A 23,553-nucleotide genomic window follows, 5' to 3' on the forward strand; every position below is an offset into this window, starting at 1 on the left:
TCAGCCCCCGCTCACTGGTGGCAGGATCGCCACGCGGCCATCGTCGGGCAGCGCCTCGTGGTCGCGCAGCACGCGTTGCTGGTCGGCAAACGCCGAGTAGTCCAGCAGGCCCGCGCGGAAACCCGGCCAACGCACCGGCAGCAGCTCGCGCAGCGCCTGGCGCAGATCGGCCACGGTGCCACCGGCCACATCGACGGCGATTTCGCGGCTGGCATCCAGATCGGAAAACGCACCGAACAACTGCAGATTCACCTGTTTCATCATGACTCCTGGCTCACCAGCTGCACCGGTTCGTGGTGACCCCAGCCCTGCACGCGCACGAAGGTGCCAGCGCTGGCCAGGTCTCCCTCGGCCTCCAGCACCACCCAGGCGTTGGCCTGCAGCATGGACATCAAACGGAACGACTCCTGCCCGGACAGTACGCGCGCACTCAGGCGCCCCTGCCCGTCCATTTCCACCCGCGCCCGCGCGTGGAAGCGCAGACCGGGCGGCTTGCGCACGTCGGCCTGCAGCGGCAGCCGCAACACCGGTTCCGGTGCAAGCCCCAGCAGGCGGCGCAGTACCGGCTCGACGAAGAAGCGCTGGCCCACGGCAGCCGAAACCGGGTTGCCGGGCAGGCCGAAGTACAGCGCGCCATTGGGCAACACCGCGAACAACAACGGCTTGCCGGGGCGGATCGCCACCTTATGGAAGACGATGCGCGCACCACGGCCACGCAGCGCATCGGGAACGAAGTCGTAGCGGCCGGCCGACACCGCGCCGGTACTGATCAGCAGCTGCGCGCCAGCGGCCAGCGCTTCATCCAGCACCGCATTGAACGCGGCCACGTCGTCGCCCACCGTGCCCTGCCAGACCACCTCGGCACCGGCCGCCTGCAGGCGGCCCACCAGGTAGGGGCGATTGCTGTCACGGATCTGGCCCGATTCCAGCGCCTGCGCCGCCTCGGTCACCAGTTCCTTGCCGGTGGCGATCACCGCCGCCCTCGGCCGCGCCACCACCGCCACCTCACCCACGCCCAGGGCGTGCAGCAGGGTGCGGGCATTGATATCCAGCACCTGGCCGGCGCACAGCACGCGCTCACCCTCGCGCACGTCCTGGCCGCGCAGGCGCACGTTCTGGCCCGGCTTCACCGTCGCGGTCAGCGCGATGCGGGTCGGGCGGCCGTCCTCGCTGGCGAGGATCTCCACGTTCTCGACCGGCACCACCGTATCCAGGCCAACCGGCATGCGCGCTCCGGTCATGATTTCCCAGGCACCCTCGCCGCCTTCGGCGCCGGCATCGCCGGCTGCCTGCCAGCCCTGCACCGCGAATTCGGTACCGGCCTCGAACGTCGCGCCGTTGGCGCGCAGCGCAAAGCCGTCCATCGCCGAATTGTCGAACGGCGGCAACGACTGCCCGCTGTGGATGTCACTGGCCAGGGTACGGCCGCCGGCTTCATGCAGCGGCACGCGCTCGGCCGGCAGCGGCGTGGCCGCGTCCAGCAGGTGCTGCAAGGCTTCGCAATAGGGAATCATGAGTGGCCATCCCCCTCGACCATCGCCAGGGCGTGGCCCAGTACCGGCGCCAGGATATCCAGGCACTGCGCCGCCGCCTTCGGGCTGCCGGGCAGCGCGAACACCAGCATGTTGCCCAGCTGCACCACCTCGGCGCGGCTCAGCCAGGCCATCGGCGTGTGCTGTGCACTCAGCGCGCGCACCATCTGCGCCAGGCCATGTACCGGCCGCGCGTTCAGGGAACGGAGCGCCTCCGGGGTCAGGTCACGCGGGCCCAGTCCGGTACCACCGGTACACAGGCACAGGCGCACGCCCTCGGCGGCCAAGGCCTGCAGGCGACCCGCCAATGGCTCGATGCCATCGGGCAACACCTCAGCGGCCACCACCTCGCCGCCCAGCTTTTTCAGGCCGGTCACCAGGGTCGGGCCAGAGATATCCTCATAGGTGCCGTCGCTGGCGCGATCGCTCAGCGTGATCACCGCGCAGGCCGCGCCCTCCAGGCCCTTCGGCGCACGCGGCTTGAAACGCGTGCGCTCGGCATCGTCCATGCCGTCGGGGTGCAGCCAGACACCGCGCTTGCCGCCTTCCTTGAACAGCAGGCGGATACCTTCGATGCGCAGGGCCGGTTCCACCGGCTTGCTCAGGTCGTACAGGGTAAGCAGCGCCGCGTTGACGCCGGCCAGTGCCTCCATCTCCACGCCGGTGCGCGCCTCGCTGGCGCACTCGCACCACACGCGGATCGCCTGCCGTTCCGGTACCGGCGCGCAGAACACCTGCACCAGTTCCAGCGGCAGCGGGTGGCACAGTGGCATCAGCATCGAGGCCATCTTGGCGCCCTGCAGGCCGGCAATCTCGGCCATCACCAGCGCATCGCCCTTGGGCAGGCGGCGCTCGACGATCAGCGGATAGGCCACTGGACCGGCATGCAGCTCGCCCACCGCCACCGCACGTCGGCGGGTGATGCGCTTGTCGCGGACATCGGCCATATGGAAGGCCGCATTCAATTCCCCACTCATCGTGTTGCTCATCCTCCGATGGAGGCCAGGTGCGGGGTCAGCCCGGTCTGGCCCTGGTGCAGTCCATGCCCGGCCGCTTTCAGGCCAAGCTGCGTGGTAATGCGTGCCAGCAGCGCGTCATGGTCATCGTCGCTCTGCAGCAGCGGGCGCAGCGGCACGCCGAACTCGCCGAACAGGCACAGCCGCAGGTCACCCTTGGCGGTCACCCGCAGGCGGTTGCAGCCCTTGCAGAAGTCACGCGAATACGGGGCGATGATGCCCACCGTGCCGCGATGGTCCGGGTGGCTGTACTCACGCGCCGGGCCGGCATCGGCGGCGCGCGGCCGTTCGTGCCAGCCAGCCGCCAGCAGCTGCTCGATCACCACGTCGGCGCGCAGGTGGTGGCGCTGGAAATAGGCTTCGTTGTCGCCGGTGCGCATCAGTTCGATGAAGCGCACGCTGAAGGGGCGGTCACGCAGGTAGTCCATCCACTGCGGCAGCTCGTCGTCGTTCAGGCCACGCAGCAGCACCGCATTGAGCTTGATCGCCGGCAGGCCCAGCGCCTGCGCCAGGGCCAGGCCCTGTTCGATCTCCGGCAGGCGGTCATGCCCGGTGATGGTCTTGAAACGTTCGCGCTGCAGGCTGTCCATGCTCACGTTCAGCGCGGTCAGGCCGGCGCGGTGCCAGCCCGGCAGGCGCCGCGGTAGCAACGTGCCATTGGTGGTGATGGCCACCTTGCGGATGCCCGGCACCGCCGCCACGGTGGCGATGATCTCATCCAGGTCCTTGCGCAGGCTGGGCTCGCCGCCGGTCAGGCGGATCTTGCTCATGCCCAGCGCGGCAAACGCACGCACCAGGCGCGCGATTTCTTCCACCTGCAGGAAGCGCGGGCGGCCATCGGCCTGGTAGCCGTCGGGCAGGCAGTAGCTGCAACGGAAGTTGCAGGCTTCGGTCAACGAAAGGCGCAGGTACGGAAAGCTGCGTCCGAAACCGTCGGTGAGTTGGCGGGGATGATCTGCCAGTGCGCCCTCACCTACCGGCTCTGGCGCCCGAATGAGCTCGGCTGACATTCTTAGTCCTCCCTACGACATGCCGGCGCAATCACTGTGAAATGACCACCCTGACCGGGATCGACTTCGCCGCGGGGGTACCACTGATGCGATCGAAGTAATCCAGAGGTAGCAGTGGATTGAGTTCAGGGTAGTAGCCCGCAATCGCGCCACGCGGCATCGGATAGTCAAGCACAGTCAACCCATCGACCCGCCGGCAGACGCCATCACTGGAGATCGTCTCGAGGCTCACCTGTTCCTCCTTCCCAATCCCTCGTGCTACTCGATCTTCCAGGTTCATGAAGAGGATCATTCGATCGTTATACACACCGCGATAGCGATCGTTGTAGCTGTAGATTGTCGTGTTGTACTGGTCATGGGAGCGAACCGTGGCCAGCCGAAGCATAGTGGGATCCTCGACCAGGTCGTTCACTTCAAGACCCGGCAACACCAGAATATTGGCCTTCCCGTTAGGTGTCGGCCACTCACGGCGGCGCGGCGGAATGTCCAAGTGGAAGCCACGCGGCGCCTGGATCCGTTCATTGAAGTCTGCGTAGATGCTGGGATAGACCGCCGCGATCAGCTCACGAACATGGTTGTAATCGTGCATGCAAGCTGCCCAGTCGACCTTGCTGTCCGGCAGTGTTGCCATTGCCATGCGGCACACGATCTCAACTTCCGGAAGAACATGTTCACTCACAGGCTCCAGTACTCCACGGGATGCGGTGACATTCGACATGGCATCCTCAATGGTGACAAACTGCTCACCCAGCGGGGTATGGATCCACTCCGAGCGCGCCACCACCGGTAGGATCAGCGCCTCCTTGCCATGCACTAGGTGGCCACGGTTGAGTTTGGTGGCGATGCCAACCGTAAGCTCAAGACCACGCATTGCCCTGTAGGCAATTTCGGTATCAGGAACAGCATGGATGAAGTTCCCGCCCATGCCGATGAAGACCTTGGCGGTTCCAGCCAGCATCGCCTCAATAGACTCAACCACATGGTGCCCATGTTCGCGCGGCGGTTCGAACCCGAACACGTCGCGAACTTGGTCCAGGTAGCGTTGCGTCGGCTTCTCATCAATGCCGACGGTACGGTCGCCTTGCACGTTGGAATGGCCGCGAATAGGAGCAATGCCCGCCCCGGGCTTTCCGAAGTTGCCGCGCAGCATCAGCAGATTGGCAACCTGCTGCAAAAGGCGAGATCCTTGCTGGTGCTGGGTCAGGCCCATGCCATAGCAGATAATGGTCGCACGGGAACGGATGTAGATCTCTGCACAACGCAGAATCTGCTCCTTCTTGATCCCGGACACTTGGACGATCTGGCTCCACTCCAGGGACATCACTTCTTCACGCAATGCCTCCAGCCCGACGGTGTGCTCGGTCAGGAATTCGTGATCGAGAACAGACTCGCCGGCCGCTTCCCGCTCGAACATAGCCTTCATGATGCCCTTGATCAGGGCCAGGTCACCGCCGATGCGAATGTGTACAAATTCACTGGAAATCTCGGTGGAGCCAAACGTGGCCATCTGCACGACGTCCTGGGGCTCGGCAAAGCGAATCAGCGCACGTTCCGGCATAGGATTGACCGCGACAATTGGAGCATTACGCTTCCGCGCCTCCACCAAGTTGGACATCATTCGTGGTGAGTTGGTGCCTGTGTTCTGGCCGATGACGAAGATGGCCTCAGCATGCTCAAAGTCATCGAGCACGATAGTGCCCTTGCCGACACCAATTGCCGGCGGCAACCCCCGGCTGGTCGGCTCGTGGCACATGTTCGAGCAGTCCGGGAAGTTGTTGGTTCCGAACTCGCGCACGAAGATCGAGTACAGGAACGCGGCTTCGTTCGGCGTCCTCCCCGAGGTGTAGAACTCAGCCTCATGCGGGCTGGACAGGGCCTGCAGGTGTCGCCCGATCAGCGCGAAGGCCTCATCCCAGCTACAAGGAACGTAATGGTCGGATACCGGGTCATATCGCATCGGCTCGGTCAATCGACCCTGCATCTCCAGCCAATAGTCGGACTGCGCCATCAGCTCCTGGACAGTGTGCTCCGCGAAGAACTCACGCGTGGCGCGATGCTTGGTTGCCTCCCATGCCAAGGCCTTCGCACCGTTTTCGCAGAACTCCAGCTTCTTGGTGTGATCTGCATCCGGGAAAGCGCAACTGGGGCACTTGAATCCCCCAGGCTGATTCATCGACAAAAGCGCTTTAGATCCCTTGGCAATGACGCTCTGCTGCATCAGAACCTTGGCGGTTGCACCGGCGGCACCCCAACCACCGGCAGGATGGTCGTAGGCTTTGTAACGGGGGATCTTCTGCTCTGACATGACAGGCACTCGCAGCATGCAATTGGGAGTGGGAAAAGTTAAGCACGCGACGGCCTCCCCTTCCACGGACAGTATGTCCACCCTGCCCAGACAAGACGTCCGGCGTACACGCCGGGGATCGAATCGAGGCACTGGTGTCCGATACGAGTGCCTCAACGGACCCGAAGCGCTCATCCTGGCCCTCACCACGAACAGGTCTTCACGCCACCCGCCATCGATTGTAACTATCTAATTTATCGGGCGTTTTCTAGCTACAGGCACATGTAGCGGACAGGCGGGCCACAGCCCCTCGAACAGAATGTCGGATCAACTCAGCCAAACTGTCCATCTGCGAACATTTGTAAATTTTGACCGCAGCGGGGTGTACGCCTTGGGATACTCTCCGCACTGTCAAACCACTAAGAAGTCCCCGACCCGAGGGACCCTGCACGCCCAGATCATCGTTACCGGCTTCCCTCCCCGCCAGGCCTCATCTCCATGCAAGCGCCCAGCCCAGTACCTGCCAACGAGCCCTGCGGCATCGCATATCGAAGAACCCTTCGGTGGCGTGGTGGCGAGCGCGGCTCAATCATGGACAGCGTTGCCGAAGAAGTGCCTGTCGCGATGCTCTACAACGACAGTCCTTTCTCGGTGATGATGGCCAGCCCAACGGATCTGGAAGACTTTGCGCTGGGCTTTTCCATGACGGAGGGAACAATTTCTGATCCCTCCCAACTTCTCCGGATTGAAGTGAGGCCATCGCTGGAAGGCATTGAGCTGGCGATGGAAGTCACAGATAGTGCGCCCATCGTGTCAATGCCCAACGACGCCACCCGCAACCTACCCGGGCGTAGCGGTTGCGGGCTATGTGGAGCTAGTCGACTGGAGCAAGTGCTCAGAATGCCTTTGCCAATCGACCGACCCACCACCTACTCCGCCTTGGCGCTACGCGTAGCACTGTCCTCGCTAAAAGGGCTACAGCCAATGAACGAGGCTGCCGGCTCAACCCACGCAGCAGCATGGGTTCTCCCGGACGGAGCTATCGAAGTGGTACGCGAAGACGTGGGCAGGCACAACGCACTAGATAAGCTCATTGGTGCAATGAGGCGCTCATCGACTTCAACCAACGAAGGTCTCGTGCTTCTATCTAGCCGTGCTAGCTACGAAATGGTGAGTAAGGCCGCCTATGCAGGCATGGCGATCGTTGCAGCGGTATCGGCACCCACAGCCTTAGCCATAGATCTCGCAAAGGCCGCAGGGATCTGTCTTGTCGGTTTCGCGCGCTCGGATGGCTTCAACATCTATTCACACCCCCAGCGCCTACTCGATTTGGAAGCTGCACACCTAGCAGCCGTATGACGCCAGATGACGCCTGCCGTGCAATGAGCAAGGATCTCCGCCGATGAAATTGCTAGGCACCATCGGAACTTGAGCCGCTAGCCACCACCCACCCCCTATTGGGATCGTTATGGACGCCCTCCTCCTTTCCCGAATTCAGTTCGGCTTTCTCATCAGCTTCCATGTGCTCTTCCCTGCCTTCACCATTGGCTTGGCCAGTTGGCTTGGTTTCGTGGAATGGCGCTGGCTTCGAACCCGCAACCCGGTGTGGCGGGATCTGTTCTTCTTCTGGCAGAAGATCTTTGCCGTGTCCTTCGGCATGGGCGTGGTAAGCGGTATCGTCATGGCGTTCCAGTTCGGCACAAACTGGCCTCGTTTGAGCCAGATCGCCGGAACCGTAATCGGCCCCCTACTGACTTACGAGGTCCTGACAGCCTTCTTCCTGGAGGCAAGTTTCCTCGGAGTGATGATGTTCGGCTGGGGGCGAGTATCACCACGCCTGCACTTCTTTTCCACATGCATGGTCGCACTTGGAACGCTCTTTTCAACGTTCTGGATTCTTGCCTCCAACAGCTGGTTGCATACGCCTGCGGGCTACGAAATGATCAACGGAGTGGTCCATCCGGTTGACTGGTTCGAGGTTGTGTTCAATCCATCGTTCCCCTATCGACTGGCCCATATGGCAATAGGGTCATTCATAACAACCTGCTTCGTGGTGGGTGGTGTTGGCGCCTGGTACCTGCGGCGTAAGGAGCACGTCGAAGCCGGCCGCAAGATGCTTGGGGCGGCTGTGATATTTGCGGCCATTACCGTTCCTGTTCAGATTTTCGTGGGTGACATGCATGGTCTGAACACCCTCAAGCACCAGCCGATGAAGATCGCAGCGGTAGAGGCTCACTGGCATCAGGGCCAAGAAGGTGAAGGAGTTCCGCTGGTCGTCTTCGCTGTACCAAATGAGAAGGAAGAGCGGAACGATCTTGAGATCGCGATTCCGCGTGTTGGCAGCCTCATCCTGACTCACTCCATGGATGGAACCTTCGCACCGCTGACATCCGTACCGGCGAGCGAACGACCTCCGGTCACGCCTGTGTTCTTCGCATTCCGGATCATGGTTGGGATAGGCACCCTCATGCTACTGCTCGCCTGGCTTTCTGCTTTCACCCTGGCCCGCCGTAAGCTGTTCGATTCCGGGGCCCTGCTGCGCGCTTGGAACTGGATGCTTCCAAGTGGGTTCGTTGCTTTGGTGGCCGGCTGGTTTGTCACCGAGATGGGGCGCCAGCCTTGGATTGTCTATGGCGTTTTGCGAACGGCTGATGCCGTGGGACCGCAAACGGCCTGGATGACAGCGATCTCACTCGCGGTCTATGTCGCTGGATATGCGTTCGTATTTGGTTGGGGCATCTGGTATCTGGTCAAGATCCTCCGACATGGCCCACATGCCCAAGACGGAAGTCCGTCGCTAGAGGGTGGTGATCGCACACCTGCACGGCCTATCTCGGCCGCTGATCAATCTCTCTGAGGAACGCTGACATGGACTCGATGACCTGGTTGCCCATCGCCTGGTTCGCCGTCATCAGCTTCGGCGTCCTGATGTACGTCGTCCTCGACGGCTTCGTACTCGGTATTGGCATTCTCGCGCCCTTTGCCGAGGATGAAGAGCAGCTCGATGTGATGATGAACACCGCTGCCCCAATATGGGATGGCAACGAAACCTGGCTGGTGCTCGGCGGAGCCGGATTGCTAGCAGCGTTTCCAACAGCCTATGCAGCGCTTCTTTCGGCCCTGTACCTTCCAGTACTTCTGCTGCTTGTATCATTGGTTTTCCGGGGGGTCGCCTTTGAGTTCAGGTTCAAAGCCCATCGCTCCAAGAGGCTTTGGAGCGTGGCTTTCGGCCTTGGCTCGCTTCTGGCCGCGTTCTCTCAAGGAGTGATTCTTGGCACGGTGGTGCAAGGCGTGCCAATGACTGGTGACACCTACGCTGGCGGGCCATTCCTATGGTTCAGCCCCTTTGCCATGCTTACCGGAGCAGCCTTGGTTGCCGGCTACGCCTTGCTTGGAAGCACCTGGCTAATCTTGAAGACCGAGGGGCGAACCCACGCACTTGCCAGGCGCCTGACCCGCCCCCTGGTGGTCGCCGTGATCGTGGCCATGGGGCTCGTGAGCAGCTGGCTGCCGTTCCTTGATCTGCGACTAATGACTCGCTGGTTCAGTGACGGGAATTTCTGGTGGCTGTCCCCCGTCCCCCTTCTTACGCTCGCCGTGGCAGTGGCGCTGTGGCGCGCGGAGAAACGCCCCACTCATGATCTTGCCCCTTTCCTACTGAGCCTGTCGTTGTTTGTCCTGGGTTACCTAGGCCTCGTACTCGGCATGTGGCCGTACCTGCTCCCCCCGGCATTGACGATCTGGGATGCAGCAGCGCCAGTGTCGTCGCTTGGCTTCAGCCTGGTCGGCTTGGCGGTCATGCTTCCTGTCATCCTGGGCTACACCGCCTGGTCATACCGCGTTTTCCGCGGCAAGGTGAGTGCGAGCACGAGCTATCATTGAGCGTGATATGCCGCCCATTCGCCTGAAGTGGAGAATGGGCTCAACTAAAGCCCGGAAAGGGCGAGTGGGTTCGGTGGCGGCCGACTCATGAACTGAATGTCACTGGACTATCTTCAGCTAAGCCGAAGGTCAAATGCCACCGCCTCTGGCCCTCGACTTGACTCAATCAGTTAGCCAATACGCCCGGCCTCCCAGAATCGTGTATCGCCCTAAGACACACAGGATGTGATGAGTGGGGCCTTCAGCCGACCCTGAATCGTATGCCTTCGGATCGAACTGACTTGAAGGAAAGTCGATGATTCACGGTGAGGTGGTAGAAGAACGCCTCACACCAACGAAGTCGCCTAGAAAGAAGGACTACATCATGTATGGGGCCGCTACGAGATAGCCACCTGACAAGAGTGAGTGGGTCCCTTCCCGACAGCATGGGGCTAAGTAGCTCAACAGTAGAGCCTCTGGCCAACGTGCAAACCCACGGCCGTACGGATCTTAACCATAGGTGGAAGCCCTCCCGCTCAAGCCTACGCCTTTCAGCAAGCTCCGCTCTGAGCTGACGCCGGCGAACTTGGCGGGCTATCTCCAAGTGTGGCGAGTACTCCCCCTTGCCATGATAGGCAACCTTCAGGACGTAGCCCCGGGCCCTGGTAGGAATCGGTGAGTACGAAGCTCGAACACGCGCAAAGAAGTACCCCGCGAAAACGGCAGTTGCGACGAGAACAACATGAAGTTCGCTCGGGGCGATACGGTATCCACTCGCGGTGAAGAACTGGACGCAAACAAGTCCATCACAACCCGTAGGAATCAACGTTCGATACAACGTCGTCCCGGGAACATACAAGAGAAAAATGAAGCCATAGGCGCACCATTTCCAGCAATGAACTCGCTGATCCAGCACCGGCTCCCAACTGAGCTCTCTTTTGGGGCGGCGCAGAACGTAAGCGCCAATGAAGAGCAGCGAAGGAACGCCCAATAGCAGCAGCAGGTCGATGATCTTCTGAATTGAGTACATGGCAGGGTACTTAGAACGTCGCTCCGGAGCTCCTGGGCAAACGGGATGCCATCGACTGGATTCGTGGCCGGGACGACCCGCCAGGAGTCTGGACAGGGCTGTATCGGCCGCGCGACATGGAACTTGAACCACTGATTCGTCCATGCTCAATGGCCTACTCGCGCTCCTCGGCATAGCACGGCTCCCCAAAGAACCTAGAACACCGCTGGAGGAAGCGACGGGACTTTCACTCACAACTCCAGCGCAGCCACGGACAGCAGTGTGGCGATATCTGAAGATCAGATAGACGCGGACTCGCCTCGCTGCTATGCTGGTGAGCTAGGCGAGCGATCTGAGAGACAAGTGGCCTATGTTGTCACCCAACCGACCCTCATTTCGCATTGGCCAGAGTTGGACGATTTCGTTCGTTCAATCGGCCCGTTCTTAGCCTGCGCCTGGTGCGCACTGGAGCGCTCAAGGACCGTAAGCGGGCCTGTTGCCGCCGAGGGCTTGGCCTCAGCCGCACTCGATACGCTTGCCTCACTTCGCGTACTGCAGCGCATTCCCATCGCAGCCCCCAATTCCGGGGCGAGGTCCTTGTATGAGCCTCTGGCATGGACCTATCAGGCCGCTTGGTCACGTCAGGACGTGAGTCTGGAGGCCAGGTTGACCAGTACGCTTACCCGATGGGCTGCCGAATGCCCGTCCACTGCCAAACGGACCTTGGGAACCTCGCTCGCAGAGAGCGAAGCCCGTGCATACCTGGCCAACCTGCTACGCAAGTATCGGCTATCTCCCACGCTGGGCAATGGCCTGAGATCGACCCAGCTCCCGGAGTGGAATGCACTGAGCTTGGGACGCAAGAGGTATGTACTGTGGGCCGGCATGCGCAACGTTGCGTCGGAGTTCCTGAAAGCTGATCTGGACGAGGAGGCCGCCCGTCGGGTACTTGATCGAGAGATCAGCAGGAGATGCACTTGGCTCGTTAGCCGAGTTCAATCGGGAGCACTTGGCCCGACTGACTTTTGCTTCGTGCCAGGCCATGGCTGGCGTCAGCCGTTGATCTTGGACGTGGCAATGGAGACGTTTATCCCTCTGGGCAGACAGTACTGGCTGCAGCCAAGTAGCGACTGGAGGCTTTAGCGGATACTCTCCGCGCCGCGTCCACTAGTGGGCGCGCGACCCAGCGAATCCGGTGTCAGCGGTCGACTAGATCGCGTAGGTATCGGTGGCGCCAATAGCCAGGGCTGGCCTTGAACGACTGATGAGCTCGCCACGCGTTTGATCTGGAAGGGCAACTACGAGCGCAGTCCCTGTGCCCATTGCTGCAGGAAATCCTCCTGGACAGCGGTCTCGATGGCACCCGGCCTGACACGTCGCACCGAGCCAATGGCAGCCTGCGCTGTTCGCTCAGCCCCTGACTGCAGTAGAAGCATCGCTGCGACAGTGCCGGCTCGCCCCAGCCCACCCTTGCAGTGGACCACAATGCGCAGGCCCGAATGCAAACTCCGAACGAGCATTGACCCCAGTACTGGCCATCGTTCGAGCAACCTCTGGTCAGGTGCTGCGCCATCCGTGATTGGAAGGCCATGCCATGAGATGCCCTGCCCTTCAACCACTTGAGGCAAGCACTCGATCCGCAACTCACTGAACTCCCACGGCTCGAGTAGCGTGATCAGGTGGCTGGCTCCCCAACACTGAATCACAGAGACATCCACATCGATGTCTCTCGCCCATGCCCCCGTCATCGCAACTTCTTGGTACTTACCTGGCGCGAAGGTCACACCAATTGCCCCTCCCCTTTCGCCAACCGGGAGTTCCGCGATAGCTAAAGGGTGGGTCAAACTTGTTCGAATCATGTCGGATCTCCTGAACGACAGCCCATTCCTATGCAGCAACCGGCGCTGCTGGCTGGAAGAGCTGCACCCGCCAACCCACTCACTAAGCACACCAACTACAACGGAACAACCAATCGTTCCTTCAGCATCTCAAGGGCCACTTCCAGGCCGGCGTCATCCGCGTCATATGGAGCGCCGAACAAAGAGACCTCAATCCAATAGCGCTCCTGCCCCGGATGGATGTAGTCCGCGTGATCGTCCAGCAACAGCGCTGCACCCAGGATCGGAGACACATACCGGAGGTCCTTCGTTGCCCCTCCCCAGAATGTATATGGCAACTCAGCGAACCAGCCTGGCGCGCTCCCTTCCTCGACCAGCAGCCGCGAAATCCTGCGGAAAGCTGCCTCAGGGACCGTGGTGTAGATGACCAGATGCTCGAAGAGTTCATGAGCGACCTCAAGGAACTGATAAAGCCCTGGGCGTGGAATCTGGCTGACAGCATTTGAGATCAGCGTCCCCTCGAGATCGAGAGCAAGGATGGTCGGTCGCATTGAGCGCTAGGATCCTCATCAGCAGTTGGACACTTGGATCTGGAGCGTTCCGCGCTGCGCTTGGTCATCGGACGCAGTTGCGGAACGCCAATGAGTCAGATATCTGAGAACTTCTCGGCTTGCTTAAGCTGATTCTCCAGAGACTGGATCTTTTCCCTATAGTTGGCAGCTATGTAGGGCTTGTCATTGAAGTCCAAAGCCGTCTGAGGAATTAGTTCGAGCTCGACTCGCGTTGAAGACGCTTGTCGAATTGCCAGTGTCGACCACGCATCATCACCTTTTACGAAGCCAACATTGAAGCGCGCCGTGACGCCGCGGCTCGGCTTGAGGCCATCAATCGATCGGAAGTCGCTGTGCACCCGCGACTTTGCCGTGGGCTGAGCTTCGCCATTGATGTAGAGCGTCGCCGCCCAGCTGGCCTGGCTGAGCGCCAAAGTTGAGCTATTCGCAATTCGCGCCTCAATGACCGGCTTCGGGCCAAAGAAGCTGTCCTCGATCCGTAACGTTGCGCCACTCGCACGCACTCTTTCTAGTTCGGTGATCGTCGGCCGCTGCGCGTTGGCCTGCTCCTGCAGAGCAAGAATTTCTTTTGGATGGGCATCCCTAATCTGCTTGATGTGCCCCCTAACCACCTGTCTTATAGATGCATTCGGGTAGGCCTTGTTCAGCTCAGCCAGATCAAGGCCGGCAACGGCCCAGTTGAAGGCATCCCGCTCATGGGCACTCAGCTCGGCGTCAATTGCGTCAATCGACGCTCTGTATTGCTCCTGCGTGCCGTCAGTGACCAACTTCCTGTCTACTGGACCGCTGCAGGCGGCAACTAGGACCGTCAGAGCAAGCAGCAAGCCCTGCCTGCCCCAGCCAGCTGCGTCGCGTCGACGTTGTTCTTTGATCATGCCCTTCCCCTGTCAATGAGAAGCACAGGATATCTGGTTTTTAGATATCGGAGAACTGGATATAGCTTCTGAAGCCGCTCAACCAGGGTGCGGCCGTGGCCAAGACAATCCATCGCAAGGAATACGCCGCCCTGATTGAGACCGTCAGAGACGCGCGCTTGGCTGCTGGCCTTACCCAAGTACAAGTGTCCAGCAAGCTGGGGCGCAGCCAGTCGTTCATTAGCGATGTTGAGACAGGGAAGCGCAGGGTTGACGTCGTGGAGCTTAGGGACATAGCGCGCCTGACAGGCCTATCCCTGGGCAAGCTCATTGCCGACTTTGAGAAGCGACTCAAAGACTGACTTTACTGAGCTAAGGCTCAGTCTTCTTCAGATGCGTACCACTAGGCTCACGCCTAGTGCCCACCCCACTATCCCGCTCAACGAGCATGCGACCACTTTGAGCAAATGGCTTCTTGCCAGTTCTGGCTACACAGGACTGGCTGGTCAAGTGGTGGCCTCCAGCGCACCATCCGAGCTAGAAGGGAAAGCATTCATAAGCCCTGTCGGCGCGCTTGACTGACGATTCCTTCGCAATAAGAGGTTCAGCGCTTCAAGGAAATCCCTTTGGGGCGACCTCTTCGTACTGACCATAGCTTAAAAGGCTCGGCATGCATTGCAGAACCAGCATGCGCATCTCCCCGCAAGAACAGTGACCTCCACCGCGCGGCTAGCGTTGATACCTCTCCCTTGTTGACGCCACTTCAAGGTAACGAAAGATCCTGGAGGCGCATCTCACGGCTCATCAACCATGGGATGCGGATGCTCAACGTCAACCAGCATGTCGACAGAACGCATGAACTTCAGAAGCACTGCGCCCAGAGGCTTGATGCGGGTGTAAGGCGAGCTTCCGATGCTAGAAGTGGGCAGGACTTCCGCCACGCATGCCGCTACCGGACTGATTGGCGCAAACTGCTTGAGAGTTGCAACCTCGCCGTGACAAACATCCTCCGGCACGTCCAGCAGCCCAAGAAACAGGTCGTCAATTGCATCTTGAGTCGGCAAAGATCCGCCGAGCTCAGTCCCAGCCAGCTGCGCGAATGCTCCTTGCCTTGTCAGATCATTCACGAAAGCAAGATAGTGCGAGTGAAACCGGGCGAAGAATGTATCCACCCCACCTGTGCGAGGAGTCACCGGAAGCATGCACGGATAGTCATCTGCGAAGAATACCCCCTTCGCCGAATTGCTACTAAACGCGCTGGAATCCGTATTGCCAAGTGGAAACCCAACATCCTTTGGCAACAGCGATCCCCTACGAAGCCTGACCACCCGCTGCTCCATCAACAGCTGGATTGCCGTGCATGCGTCGGGGCGCAATCCCCAAACAGCACAAAAACGAATAATTGCCCAGCGTAGTGCATCCCGGACATCTACTGCAGTCTCGAGCCTACCGCTGTCTATAGCTAACAGATAGTTACACGCACACAGGCCTATCGCGTCCAAGGAGCCACCTTCGGCCACGTTGAACATGGACTCCAAGGCATCTACCCGACTTGGCGCATAGCTGCTGAGGCCAGGGAGATTGTGATGAGAAGCCACCAGGCGTTCGGTGATGGACGGCATCAGTAGCCCAAGACGCTCCATTAGTGATCGACGTACGCCCCGCAATTGCTCCGCAGTGGGAGCCTCTGTGCTGCAGATCATCCAGATCGGATGCTCGAAGGCCTCCTTTGCAGCCGCGAACGCTGGATCCCCATGCACCGAGTCAATCAAGTATCCACCAGGACCGCGTAGCTTCCCTGGATGATGCCCCTTGCTGAAGAACCGGTAGAAGGATCGGGGACGACCGTTGGCCGCTTGCGCGTGTATATCGAGCCCAACTCTAGGCAAGAGCAACTGATCAAGATCATCCCAGGTCAGTCGATCGCCATGCAGCCTTCGCACAACGCAGGCCCACACGCTATTGCGGACGACCAGCGCCACGTCTGTTGGAATCTTGCCACGAGGCATACTTATGGATCTTCTGAAGCGGGACTAAAGAATCCCCTAGAACTGGCTGCAATTGTGCATGATGGGGTCCAACGGTAGCTAGGAGTTGCGTCATGCCTATCCAGAATCCAGAAGCAGCAGTCTCCACCGAACTCAGTCGCGAGCTGCTAGAGCGGCATGGGGAGCTCATGGGCGGCAGCGACCTCCAGCGGAACCTTGGCTTTCCAAACGGCCGCACCTTCGGCCGAGCCGTCCAGCGTGAACTTTTGCCGGTTCGCACCTTTCCGCTGCCAGGTCGGCGGGGGTTGTTCGCCAAAACGCGAGATGTCGCTGAGTGGCTGAACTCGCTGTAATTCCTGAGCACGCGAGCTGAGGCCGAAGCCAAAAGGCCCGCACCACTTCTGATCTGCTGAAACTCACCTAGGCGCACAGTGCGCCCCTGAACGGCTTGACGCCAAAACTCCAGCTTCAAAGGAGGCATTTAGCCCCCCAGTTCATCAAATCTCCGACCCCGGAAATGAAATCGCCCCCGCAGCAACGGGGGCGATAGCCTCTCGCCGGAGCGAGAGGGGGTGAAGCTCTACGATAACGTATGTAGGCTCCCGCAATTCCGACTTCGTGTCAAGCGGCAAAGCTGCTTGAGCGGGCATCTGCGCGCTCCGACTGCCATCGTATGGCAATCGGCACGGCACCCCATGCCCGAAATCCCCAATGACCCTGCTGGCCATTGCCGCCAGTACCGAGCCTCATTCTCCGAGGCCAACCGGGAAGTCGATCGATGAAGATCCAACACTCAGCTGACCATGCATTGAGTCATCCCTCAATCGCGATTGCGCAGCGCCACTCCTCGACCATGCGAACTGCAGTCATCCACAAGGAGGCAGCATGAGCAACCACGCGACCAATCCCGTGAGCCCGTTCCAAGGCGTAGCGTCTGCACGCGCCTCCGACCCGCTCCACAATGGGAAGGATCGACCGCTGGCCCCCCGTGAACTAACCGCTGGCCAGATCAAGAGGGGGGACATCTTCACCTTCTTTAGCCCGAAAGAGAACCGGACGGTTACCGTACACGGCCCCCTGCAACTCGCGCTTCGACTGCAATTGGAGTTTGATCCATCAGTGGCGGCCGTGACCGAGAGGCCTCGGTCCATCCCGGTAGGACTTGACAGCATGGAACTCCATTTCTGGTTTCAGAGGCGCGGAGGCCAGGAGATCTATGCAAACGTCATTCCGAATTCGCAGACAGTACCCGGCGTGGATGGCAAGCGTCGTCCTCGCGAGCTGGACCGGCTTCGTTCAGCAGCCAAGGATGCAGGCATCTCTTTGTGGCTAATCACGGAGGACGAACTCAAGGCGCCCGGCGGCAGGAATGAGCTCTGCTACCAACTGCTCGGGTTCTGCCAGTCAGCCAAGGATCTGGGGAGCAGCCTGGCGTTGCGACAGGAAATCGCCGCGACCATCGAGCGAAGCGGCAGCATCAGTGCAGATGAACTCATCCATGAGCTCAGGCACCACCCTCGAACTCACATTCAGGGGGTCGTGGCTGAGTTGCTTCACGTCGGATTTCTGGCGACCGATGCATTTCCTCGAATGACGGGGCGATCAAGGATCTGGAGGGCCGACCCATGAGTTCCAAGTTCAATGCCGTCGACCTCGAGTCGATCCGGGCAACTCCAAGGCCAAATGGGATCGTACTTCCAGCTGATCAACAGTCGGAATTTCAAGCCCGCCTGTCAGCACTCACCAGCGTCCTTGATGGGGCAACCTTGGTCGACGCAGCCCTTCGATGGGGCGTGCCGCGAAATACCCTCTCTCGAATGATCCGGACCGCACTGCTCTTCGACGAGAGCGGTCATCGAGTCGGATACCGAGCCTGCATTCCCTATGCGCGATTCAGCGTGTCAGATCGCAACAACTCGGTCGTCCCCGATAGTTCACATCCGTTCGCCATAGATGCTGTCCTGCAAGCGATCCCCGAACTCGGCGATGCAGTCGCAAGATTCAAGGGCGCCTTGCCAACACAGTCCAAAAGGAGCCCCGCGTTCGACAGGCTGCATTCCCAGTTCGTGAAGGTGCTGACTGGGAAGGGCTTTCAGGCCATGTATCCGCTCAACATCCGTGACAAGGGAAGACGAGCACTGACCTCCCTCATAAAGCGCATCCGAGGCACAAAGAGCGAAAATGAGATGCTCTTGGCTGCGGATGAGCCTACTTCCACCCGAATCGAGAACCTACTCAGCATTCGGCCATTTGATCGAGTTGAGTACGACGAGCATTCCGTCGACATCGACGCATGGCTGGCCATGCCGATGGCGGACGGCTCATTCCGGCTAGAGAAGATTAGTCGGATCTGGCTACTGGCAGTTGTTGATGTCGGGAGTGGCGCCATCCTTGGTTGGGAAATGGTGCTTGGCCGGAAGTACGAGCAACACGATGTAGTCAGCCTGTTCGCGAAGATCATGAGCCCCTGGCAACCAAGGGATCTGAGCACGTCGAACTTGAGCTACTCGACTAGTGCATGGATGCCGTCGATCTACCTAGTGGATGAGGTAGTGATGAGAAGCGCAATGATCGCAATGGACAACGACTCATCCCATCACGCCAAGATGACAGTCCGAAATCTCATTGATCATCACAAGGGAATCCTGCACTTTGGACGATCCGGGATGGGCGAAGGTCGCCCCTACATCGAGGCTCTATTCAAGAAGATTGAGAATGGCCTGCTGCGCCACATCGCCGGCGGCTTTGCTCCCGCAACGCAAGTGAATGAGCGTCAAGTCACTACAAAGCTTGACGGGAAAGACCACCCCATTCTCCTGGAGGTCTTGAAAGACCTCATTGACACCTATGTTACCTCGCACAATGTGACGAGCCGGTCCACTCGCGAACCCAGGTCGCCCAAGCGAATCATTGATGAGCATCTGGCATCTGGGGAGTGGGTGTGGCATGCACCTGGCACCGAAGATGACGTGAGAAACATGACCGTTAGGCGGATGAAGGTGACCATCAGAGGCTCCAGAAGGAGTGGTGTACCTCCCCTCGTCTATCTCGACCACGCTAGGTACAGGTCACCAACACTGTCTGGACAGTGGCACCTGATTGGGCAGTCATTTGACGCAACCTACGAAGACTGGCGAGACATTCGCAAGCTGACCCTCTGGAGAGGCGGTAAGCGTGTACTCACACTTCACGCTCTCGCCCCATATGCGAGCGTGGCCCACACGCTGTCGATCAGGAAGCGCGCGGCACGCTGGGCGAAGAGCGACGCGTCACGGGAGCCCGGTAACTACTGTTTAGCCGACAACATTGAGGCCTATCACGCAGCCGTCCGATCGGCGGCCGCTGGCGTCAGGGACAGCGCCTCGCTCATGGCAGCTGGCGATGTGCCCAAGCCACCGTCCACGACCAACAGTCAGGGGCAAGGCTCTCCACTGATGGGAATCCGCAGGGCCACGTTCAACACGAGGCTCCGCTGATGAAGGCCCCGGCGAGCCTTGAGAACCACCCAATGCACGCGCGACATCGCCCCAATATCCAGACTCTCCCCTTACTGCGAATGGCATCTGGATTCGCCACGTGCCTGGAGTATGGGCGGCCGAGCCTGAGGATCATTGGCGATGGCCGGTGTGGGAAGTCAACTGCCACGCGAATACTTGAAACCACCACTTCTTGGCGACCATTTCCTATTGGATTCCTCCGGATGGTCGTCGGAAAACCGACTACCCCTAGCGAAGGCAACTTCTTCCGCGAGGTCATCCTTGGACTGGGCATGAGGGCAACAACCGTAGCCAGCCCACAGGATCTCCTCCTCAGGATCATCCGGGCAATTGAGCAGGAAGCCGCTAGAGCATCGGCCGACGTGGTCGTGATTGCGATCGATACGGCTGAGCAGCTCACGCTCAAGGACTACGCCCACCTTGCAAAGCTTCAGAACCACTTCCTCGGATCATCAGTGCAACCGTTCTTTCTCTTCATCCACCAGAGCAACAGCGTGATTGGAGGCGCAGACGATCTTAGTCAGCTGGCGCCGCCACATCTGTATGGCCGATTCTTTGTCGACAGCCATCCTTTTACCGGGCTTCTCTGGGACATCCCGACGGAGGACGCTGACGTGCAGGACGCATGTGATGTCGCCTTGGCATTTCGCCAGCTTGACCAAGTTATGAGGTGGCCGGACGAGGGAGGAAAGACCTACACCGAAGCATTCGCACCCTATGCTTACAGCGTTGGCTGGCGCCTTGAGAAGGAGACCGAAGCGATACGCGAACGAATTGAGAACCTTGCCAATCAAGGCAACTATCCCGTTCCCAAGGATTGGCTCATGGCCTCCTTCAACCAGTTTGTCTACCACCTACTCACCAAGATCGCTGCTGGGCGCAACGATTTCGAAGGGCTTACTACCCAGCACATTGATGAAGCTCTCCTGCGCAGCGCATACGCCGGCTTCGAAAGCTCAAGAAATAGGGCCGTAGGCAAATGAGGAGCGGCGCTCAGCTGGTCGGCGGCAACCTCCGACTTGTTCCATACCAATCGGCTTTTGGCTGCGTCGCGAGGCTATCGCGACTGAACCAGGCCAGGCGGGTCACGGAGTACTCACAACTCCTCGGAATCAAGCCAAACAGAAACATCAACCTGCTCTTGAGCCTGACGACCTCGCAAGTACAACAAGAGGCACTCTCTACAACCCTTGGGATCGAGACTCCGCCCGAGTGGGACTTGGCGGCGTGGTATCCGTTCATGACGGACGACCCGAGACTGCCCTCCCATCTCAGGTTGAGGTACTGCCTTCCTTGCATCAGACTCGGGTATCACACCACACTGCATCAGCTGCCCTGGATTTCCACGTGTCCCTGGCATGGCGTTCGCCTGCGCCAGAGTTGCCCACGATGCAATGGATTTCCGGTGACAGTCGCTGGCACGCCCACGAAGTTGCTCACCTGTGCGTGCGGCTTTGACCTTATGAATGAGTCGGCTTCCGCCTTGCAGAGACACCCCCACCCCAATGCCACGGCGTATCTACAGGCCTACCTCAACTGGTGTGCGGAGCAAAGGCGTACAAGTCGGCTGATCGTAACTCCAGGGGTACACGTTGATCCCAGCAGGATTTCCAGCCTTGTGGACCTTCCTCCTGGCCTGGCGCTACGCCAGGCCAGGAGGGTCTGCAACGCTAAAAGGTACAGGCTCACGACACACCCAGATCAACAATCACCACCAGCAGGCGCAGATACAGCACTACGTGCAAACCATACGGGCTCTGAGGACGACTCAGGCCCAATCCTCCGTTACATTGACCAGAATGCAGCCAGAGGTTCCCGACGAGGTCGATCAGATCAGGCCTTTAGCCCTCAAGGCGAGCGAGTCGCCGGAGCTCGGGATCAACCGGCTCCGGATGGATGGAGCAGCTACGCCGCGACCAGGCCAGGCGGGCGCTATCGAGTGATTCACCCCAACTATTTGAACTTCGTAGATGAGCTCCTGGGCAAATTCAGCCATTCCAGCCCGCAGCGGGTGAGCAACTCGGGATTGGGACTACGAGTGAGACTAGCGGTGCTCGCCCAGGGCTACGCGGACGGCATCCTCCTCTCGGAGCATGAGGGCAACTTGAGCGCGCTTCCGGAGCGTTATAGATCGCCCAGTCCCATTGCGCTTTTGGATACGAGCCATCCACACGAATTGCGCGTGGCGTTCGGATAACGCAACCCTAAGCAAAGGCATCGATCGCCCCACCCTAAACTTCTGACGCACAACTCAGCTGCCGAGATAGAGAAGCCGCCTGTTTGCACCTGGAAATGGGCGGCACCCATTTATTCGTAGCATTTGCCAACAACAGCAATCGAATCCACGCCAGGGCCAGGCGCCTTCAATCCGTGATGCTGATGCACCAGTCAATGCCAGATGGCGCCATCGGGCAGAGACTCTGGCTGGTCTACCATCAGTAGATAGTCAGGAGCAAGATGACGCTGAGGGTTCGGCGCCGCGCGATAGGCCTGAATGACGTACTGGACCAGCGGGACTTCCACCCCAAACCGAAGACCTTAGGTGCCCCGCATGTACTCCTCGCGCACCATCTGCCGTTGTGCGCCAGTCAGTTGCGGATACTGCCCACCGCTAGGATCACCGATGACGCGCTGTCCTGCCGCGTGCGGGCACCCGGGTTGACTTGGCGATAGGCGCCCCACACCACCGCCGTGGTCATCCAGCACCGCGCCGCACTCGCCGGCCTGGAGGGGACTTCGGCGGACACAACCTGCGCTCGGGCTTCATCACCGAAGGGGCGCACCAAGGCTTGGCGCTGCCCGCCCTGATGGCGAATACCGATCACCGCTCGGTGGCCAGCGCGGCTGGCTACTTCCAGCAGGGCGGCGCCCAGCACAACCCGGCCGCACGGCTGCTCGACGCGGATTGAGCCCGTCCCAGGCGCGCCGCGTCCCGGCACCCACCCACGCCCTTGAAACTGTGAAAGCCATCCCAATGTTGATCGGGAGCTATCAGCTTTCCGGCCCGTGATCGGGGAAGAGTCGCAGTTCCTGCGACAACGAGCCGGCAAGTTGGCAGCGGGGAAGTCGCAGTACCACCTCACCTATCCGCCGGTCGGCACGCGCCCGGCTTGGAGATCGATGCATGGGAACGCAGCACGTAGGCCATAGGGAGCTTGTCAATTTTGCCGACGATCGGGTCAATCTGCCACGCGATAAAGCCAATGAGCTACGCGCGCAGGCGCGTGGACTGAGAGAGCGTCTGGAGACCTACCTAGGGCAGCACCCGGATTTCACCCTTCGAAAGATGATCCTTTCGGGAAGTCTGGCAAAAGGCACCGCATTGCGGTCGCTCAACGACATTGACGTGGCCTGTTACATCAGTGGGGCAGACGCCCCCAAGGACATTGGGAGGCTGCTGGAGTACTTGGCAGAGCGGCTTCGAAAGGCTTATCCAAATTTCAAGCCCGAACAAGTCAAGCCCCAGACTTACTCCGTAACAGTCTCGTTCCAAGGTTCTGGGCTGGATGTGGACGTGGTGCCGATCCTCTATGACGGCGATCCTGACTGGTATGGCAACCTAGTCAGTCAGGATGATGGCTCGTTCTTGAGAACCAGCATTCCCCGGCACCTAGAGTTTGCCAAGCGGCGTAAACAATTGCAGCCTTCGGATTTTGTGCAGGTGGTGCGCTTGGTCAAGTTCTGGGCAAGGCGCATGAAGACGGAAGTTCCCGGCTTTCGTTTCAAGTCCTTCATGATCGAGATGATCCTGGCAAAGCTGTGCGATGAGGGGCGTGATTTCTCCAACTACCCCGAAGCGCTCCAGCACTTCTTCACCTACGTGGCGCAGAGCGGCCTTCGCGAACAAATCGCATTCCAGGATTACTACCCTACCGCCATTATCGCCGCCTTCTCCGAGCCTATGCAGATCATTGATCCGGTGAACGAGAAGAACAACGTGGCCAAATTGTACGGTCACGCGCAGGTCGATGCCATTGTCGAGGCGGCATTGGATGCCGGCGACGCGATTGATGCGGCACTGGCTGCACCGACCAAGCAGGAGACCGTGCGCTACTGGCAAAAGGTCTTCGGCTCTTCCTTCCAAGCGTGAGG

18 protein-coding genes and 1 pseudogene are annotated in these 23,553 nt (G+C 59.9%); 10 read left to right on the forward strand and 9 right to left on the reverse strand.

Annotated elements, in window-relative coordinates; genetic code table 11:
• From LZ605_RS05340 to LZ605_RS05360, 5 genes are read right to left on the reverse strand one after another with little or no spacing between them, the layout of a single operon-like run.
• Complete coding sequence (locus tag LZ605_RS05340; RefSeq protein WP_017354494.1) at positions 1–261, reverse strand: MoaD/ThiS family protein; 261 nt, start codon at positions 259–261, stop codon at positions 1–3.
• Positions 261–1,514 carry a molybdopterin molybdotransferase MoeA gene (locus tag LZ605_RS05345; RefSeq protein ID WP_017354495.1) on the reverse strand — a complete coding sequence of 418 codons (1,254 nt, stop codon included), beginning with the start codon at positions 1,512–1,514 and terminating at the stop codon, positions 261–263. The genes LZ605_RS05340 and LZ605_RS05345 overlap by 1 nt, the downstream gene beginning before the upstream one ends.
• Entirely contained in the window at positions 1,511–2,509 is a 999-nt protein-coding gene (moaCB, locus tag LZ605_RS05350) for a bifunctional molybdenum cofactor biosynthesis protein MoaC/MoaB (protein ID WP_026070513.1), read from the reverse strand. Before moaCB ends, LZ605_RS05345 begins: the two co-directional genes overlap by 4 nt.
• Before the next feature lie 8 nt (positions 2,510–2,517).
• The gene (moaA, locus tag LZ605_RS05355; RefSeq protein WP_017354497.1) at positions 2,518–3,558 is read right to left on the reverse strand and encodes a GTP 3',8-cyclase MoaA; all 1,041 of its coding nucleotides are present in this window, start codon (positions 3,556–3,558) and stop codon (positions 2,518–2,520) included.
• A gap of 31 nt (positions 3,559–3,589) precedes the next feature.
• A complete protein-coding gene (locus LZ605_RS05360) occupies positions 3,590–5,863 on the reverse strand; it encodes an FdhF/YdeP family oxidoreductase (RefSeq protein ID WP_026070515.1) in 2,274 nt (757 codons plus the stop codon).
• Between the two features lie 477 nt (positions 5,864–6,340).
• On the opposite strand from LZ605_RS05360, the gene fdhD reads away from it, so the two are divergent.
• From fdhD to cydB, 3 genes are all read left to right on the forward strand, one after another.
• Positions 6,341–7,201, forward strand: a complete 861-nt coding sequence (fdhD, locus tag LZ605_RS05365) for a formate dehydrogenase accessory sulfurtransferase FdhD (RefSeq protein WP_026070516.1) — start codon at positions 6,341–6,343, stop codon at positions 7,199–7,201.
• 109 nt (positions 7,202–7,310) lie between these two features.
• Entirely contained in the window at positions 7,311–8,699 is a 1,389-nt protein-coding gene (locus LZ605_RS05370) for a cytochrome ubiquinol oxidase subunit I (RefSeq protein ID WP_017354500.1), read from the forward strand.
• 11 nt (positions 8,700–8,710) lie between these two features.
• Positions 8,711–9,724, forward strand: a complete 1,014-nt coding sequence (cydB, locus tag LZ605_RS05375; protein ID WP_249844027.1) for a cytochrome d ubiquinol oxidase subunit II — start codon at positions 8,711–8,713, stop codon at positions 9,722–9,724.
• Positions 9,725–12,010: 2,286 nt separating this feature from the next.
• On the opposite strand, the gene LZ605_RS05380 is transcribed toward cydB, so the two are convergent.
• From LZ605_RS05380 to LZ605_RS05390, 3 genes are all read right to left on the reverse strand, one after another.
• On the reverse strand, positions 12,011–12,571 hold the full coding sequence (locus LZ605_RS05380; protein WP_026070517.1) for a cyclin-dependent kinase inhibitor 3 family protein: 561 nt from the start codon (positions 12,569–12,571) through the stop codon (positions 12,011–12,013).
• A gap of 95 nt (positions 12,572–12,666) precedes the next feature.
• Positions 12,667–13,101 (reverse strand): NIF family HAD-type phosphatase, encoded by a 435-nt coding sequence (locus LZ605_RS05385; protein WP_017354503.1) that lies wholly within the window; start codon positions 13,099–13,101, stop codon positions 12,667–12,669.
• Positions 13,102–13,196: 95 nt separating this feature from the next.
• Positions 13,197–13,997, reverse strand: a complete 801-nt coding sequence (locus LZ605_RS05390; RefSeq protein ID WP_017354504.1) for a hypothetical protein — start codon at positions 13,995–13,997, stop codon at positions 13,197–13,199.
• 95 nt (positions 13,998–14,092) lie between these two features.
• On the opposite strand from LZ605_RS05390, the gene LZ605_RS05395 reads away from it, so the two are divergent.
• Positions 14,093–14,338 (forward strand): helix-turn-helix domain-containing protein, encoded by a 246-nt coding sequence (locus tag LZ605_RS05395; protein WP_017354505.1) that lies wholly within the window; start codon positions 14,093–14,095, stop codon positions 14,336–14,338.
• A gap of 432 nt (positions 14,339–14,770) precedes the next feature.
• Here the strand turns inward: LZ605_RS05395 and LZ605_RS05400 are convergent, their stop codons facing one another.
• Positions 14,771–15,958 (reverse strand): hypothetical protein, encoded by a 1,188-nt coding sequence (locus LZ605_RS05400; protein ID WP_146257381.1) that lies wholly within the window; start codon positions 15,956–15,958, stop codon positions 14,771–14,773.
• 119 nt (positions 15,959–16,077) lie between these two features.
• Between LZ605_RS05400 and LZ605_RS05405 the strand changes: the two genes are divergently transcribed.
• The 6 genes and pseudogenes from LZ605_RS05405 to LZ605_RS05430 all read left to right on the forward strand — a co-directional run bounded on the left by LZ605_RS05405 (position 16,078) and on the right by LZ605_RS05430 (position 23,551).
• Positions 16,078–16,317 carry a hypothetical protein gene (locus LZ605_RS05405; RefSeq protein WP_049399270.1) on the forward strand — a complete coding sequence of 80 codons (240 nt, stop codon included), beginning with the start codon at positions 16,078–16,080 and terminating at the stop codon, positions 16,315–16,317.
• Positions 16,318–16,849: 532 nt separating this feature from the next.
• Positions 16,850–17,593 carry a hypothetical protein gene (locus tag LZ605_RS05410; RefSeq protein WP_017354507.1) on the forward strand — a complete coding sequence of 248 codons (744 nt, stop codon included), beginning with the start codon at positions 16,850–16,852 and terminating at the stop codon, positions 17,591–17,593.
• Positions 17,590–19,440, forward strand: a complete 1,851-nt coding sequence (locus LZ605_RS05415; protein WP_049399271.1) for a hypothetical protein — start codon at positions 17,590–17,592, stop codon at positions 19,438–19,440. Before LZ605_RS05410 ends, LZ605_RS05415 begins: the two co-directional genes overlap by 4 nt.
• An 80-nt stretch (positions 19,441–19,520) precedes the next feature.
• On the forward strand, positions 19,521–20,444 hold the full coding sequence (locus LZ605_RS05420; protein WP_329761816.1) for an ATP-binding protein: 924 nt from the start codon (positions 19,521–19,523) through the stop codon (positions 20,442–20,444).
• A 1,717-nt stretch (positions 20,445–22,161) separates the two neighbouring features.
• A pseudogene (locus LZ605_RS05425) lies at positions 22,162–22,370 on the forward strand (integrase); the annotation flags it as partial.
• Positions 22,371–22,585: 215 nt separating this feature from the next.
• The gene (locus tag LZ605_RS05430; protein WP_026070609.1) at positions 22,586–23,551 is read left to right on the forward strand and encodes a CBASS oligonucleotide cyclase; all 966 of its coding nucleotides are present in this window, start codon (positions 22,586–22,588) and stop codon (positions 23,549–23,551) included.
• The last annotated feature ends 2 nt before the right edge of the window (positions 23,552–23,553 follow it).

It is taken from the genome of Stenotrophomonas maltophilia (assembly GCF_023518235.1).
Classification (GTDB): Bacteria; Pseudomonadota; Gammaproteobacteria; order Xanthomonadales; family Xanthomonadaceae; genus Stenotrophomonas.

What these genes read in the sequence shown, in the direction of transcription:
- LZ605_RS05340 (WP_017354494.1), bottom strand. Translation starts at nt 261, where the DNA reads ATGAAACAGGTGAATCTGCAGTTGTTCGGTGCGTTTTCCGATCTGGAT.
- LZ605_RS05345 (WP_017354495.1), bottom strand. Translation starts at nt 1,514, where the DNA reads ATGATTCCCTATTGCGAAGCCTTGCAGCACCTGCTGGACGCGGCCACG.
- moaCB (WP_026070513.1), bottom strand. Translation starts at nt 2,509, where the DNA reads ATGAGTGGGGAATTGAATGCGGCCTTCCATATGGCCGATGTCCGCGAC.
- moaA (WP_017354497.1), bottom strand. Translation starts at nt 3,558, where the DNA reads ATGTCAGCCGAGCTCATTCGGGCGCCAGAGCCGGTAGGTGAGGGCGCA.
- LZ605_RS05360 (WP_026070515.1), bottom strand. Translation starts at nt 5,863, where the DNA reads ATGTCAGAGCAGAAGATCCCCCGTTACAAAGCCTACGACCATCCTGCC.
- fdhD (WP_026070516.1), top strand. Translation starts at nt 6,341, where the DNA reads ATGCAAGCGCCCAGCCCAGTACCTGCCAACGAGCCCTGCGGCATCGCA.
- LZ605_RS05370 (WP_017354500.1), top strand. Translation starts at nt 7,311, where the DNA reads ATGGACGCCCTCCTCCTTTCCCGAATTCAGTTCGGCTTTCTCATCAGC.
- cydB (WP_249844027.1), top strand. Translation starts at nt 8,711, where the DNA reads ATGGACTCGATGACCTGGTTGCCCATCGCCTGGTTCGCCGTCATCAGC.
- LZ605_RS05380 (WP_026070517.1), bottom strand. Translation starts at nt 12,571, where the DNA reads ATGATTCGAACAAGTTTGACCCACCCTTTAGCTATCGCGGAACTCCCG.
- LZ605_RS05385 (WP_017354503.1), bottom strand. Translation starts at nt 13,101, where the DNA reads ATGCGACCGACCATCCTTGCTCTCGATCTCGAGGGGACGCTGATCTCA.
- LZ605_RS05390 (WP_017354504.1), bottom strand. Translation starts at nt 13,997, where the DNA reads ATGATCAAAGAACAACGTCGACGCGACGCAGCTGGCTGGGGCAGGCAG.
- LZ605_RS05405 (WP_049399270.1), top strand. Translation starts at nt 16,078, where the DNA reads ATGCCTATCCAGAATCCAGAAGCAGCAGTCTCCACCGAACTCAGTCGC.
- LZ605_RS05410 (WP_017354507.1), top strand. Translation starts at nt 16,850, where the DNA reads ATGAGCAACCACGCGACCAATCCCGTGAGCCCGTTCCAAGGCGTAGCG.
- LZ605_RS05415 (WP_049399271.1), top strand. Translation starts at nt 17,590, where the DNA reads ATGAGTTCCAAGTTCAATGCCGTCGACCTCGAGTCGATCCGGGCAACT.
- LZ605_RS05420 (WP_329761816.1), top strand. Translation starts at nt 19,521, where the DNA reads ATGGCATCTGGATTCGCCACGTGCCTGGAGTATGGGCGGCCGAGCCTG.
- LZ605_RS05430 (WP_026070609.1), top strand. Translation starts at nt 22,586, where the DNA reads ATGGGAACGCAGCACGTAGGCCATAGGGAGCTTGTCAATTTTGCCGAC.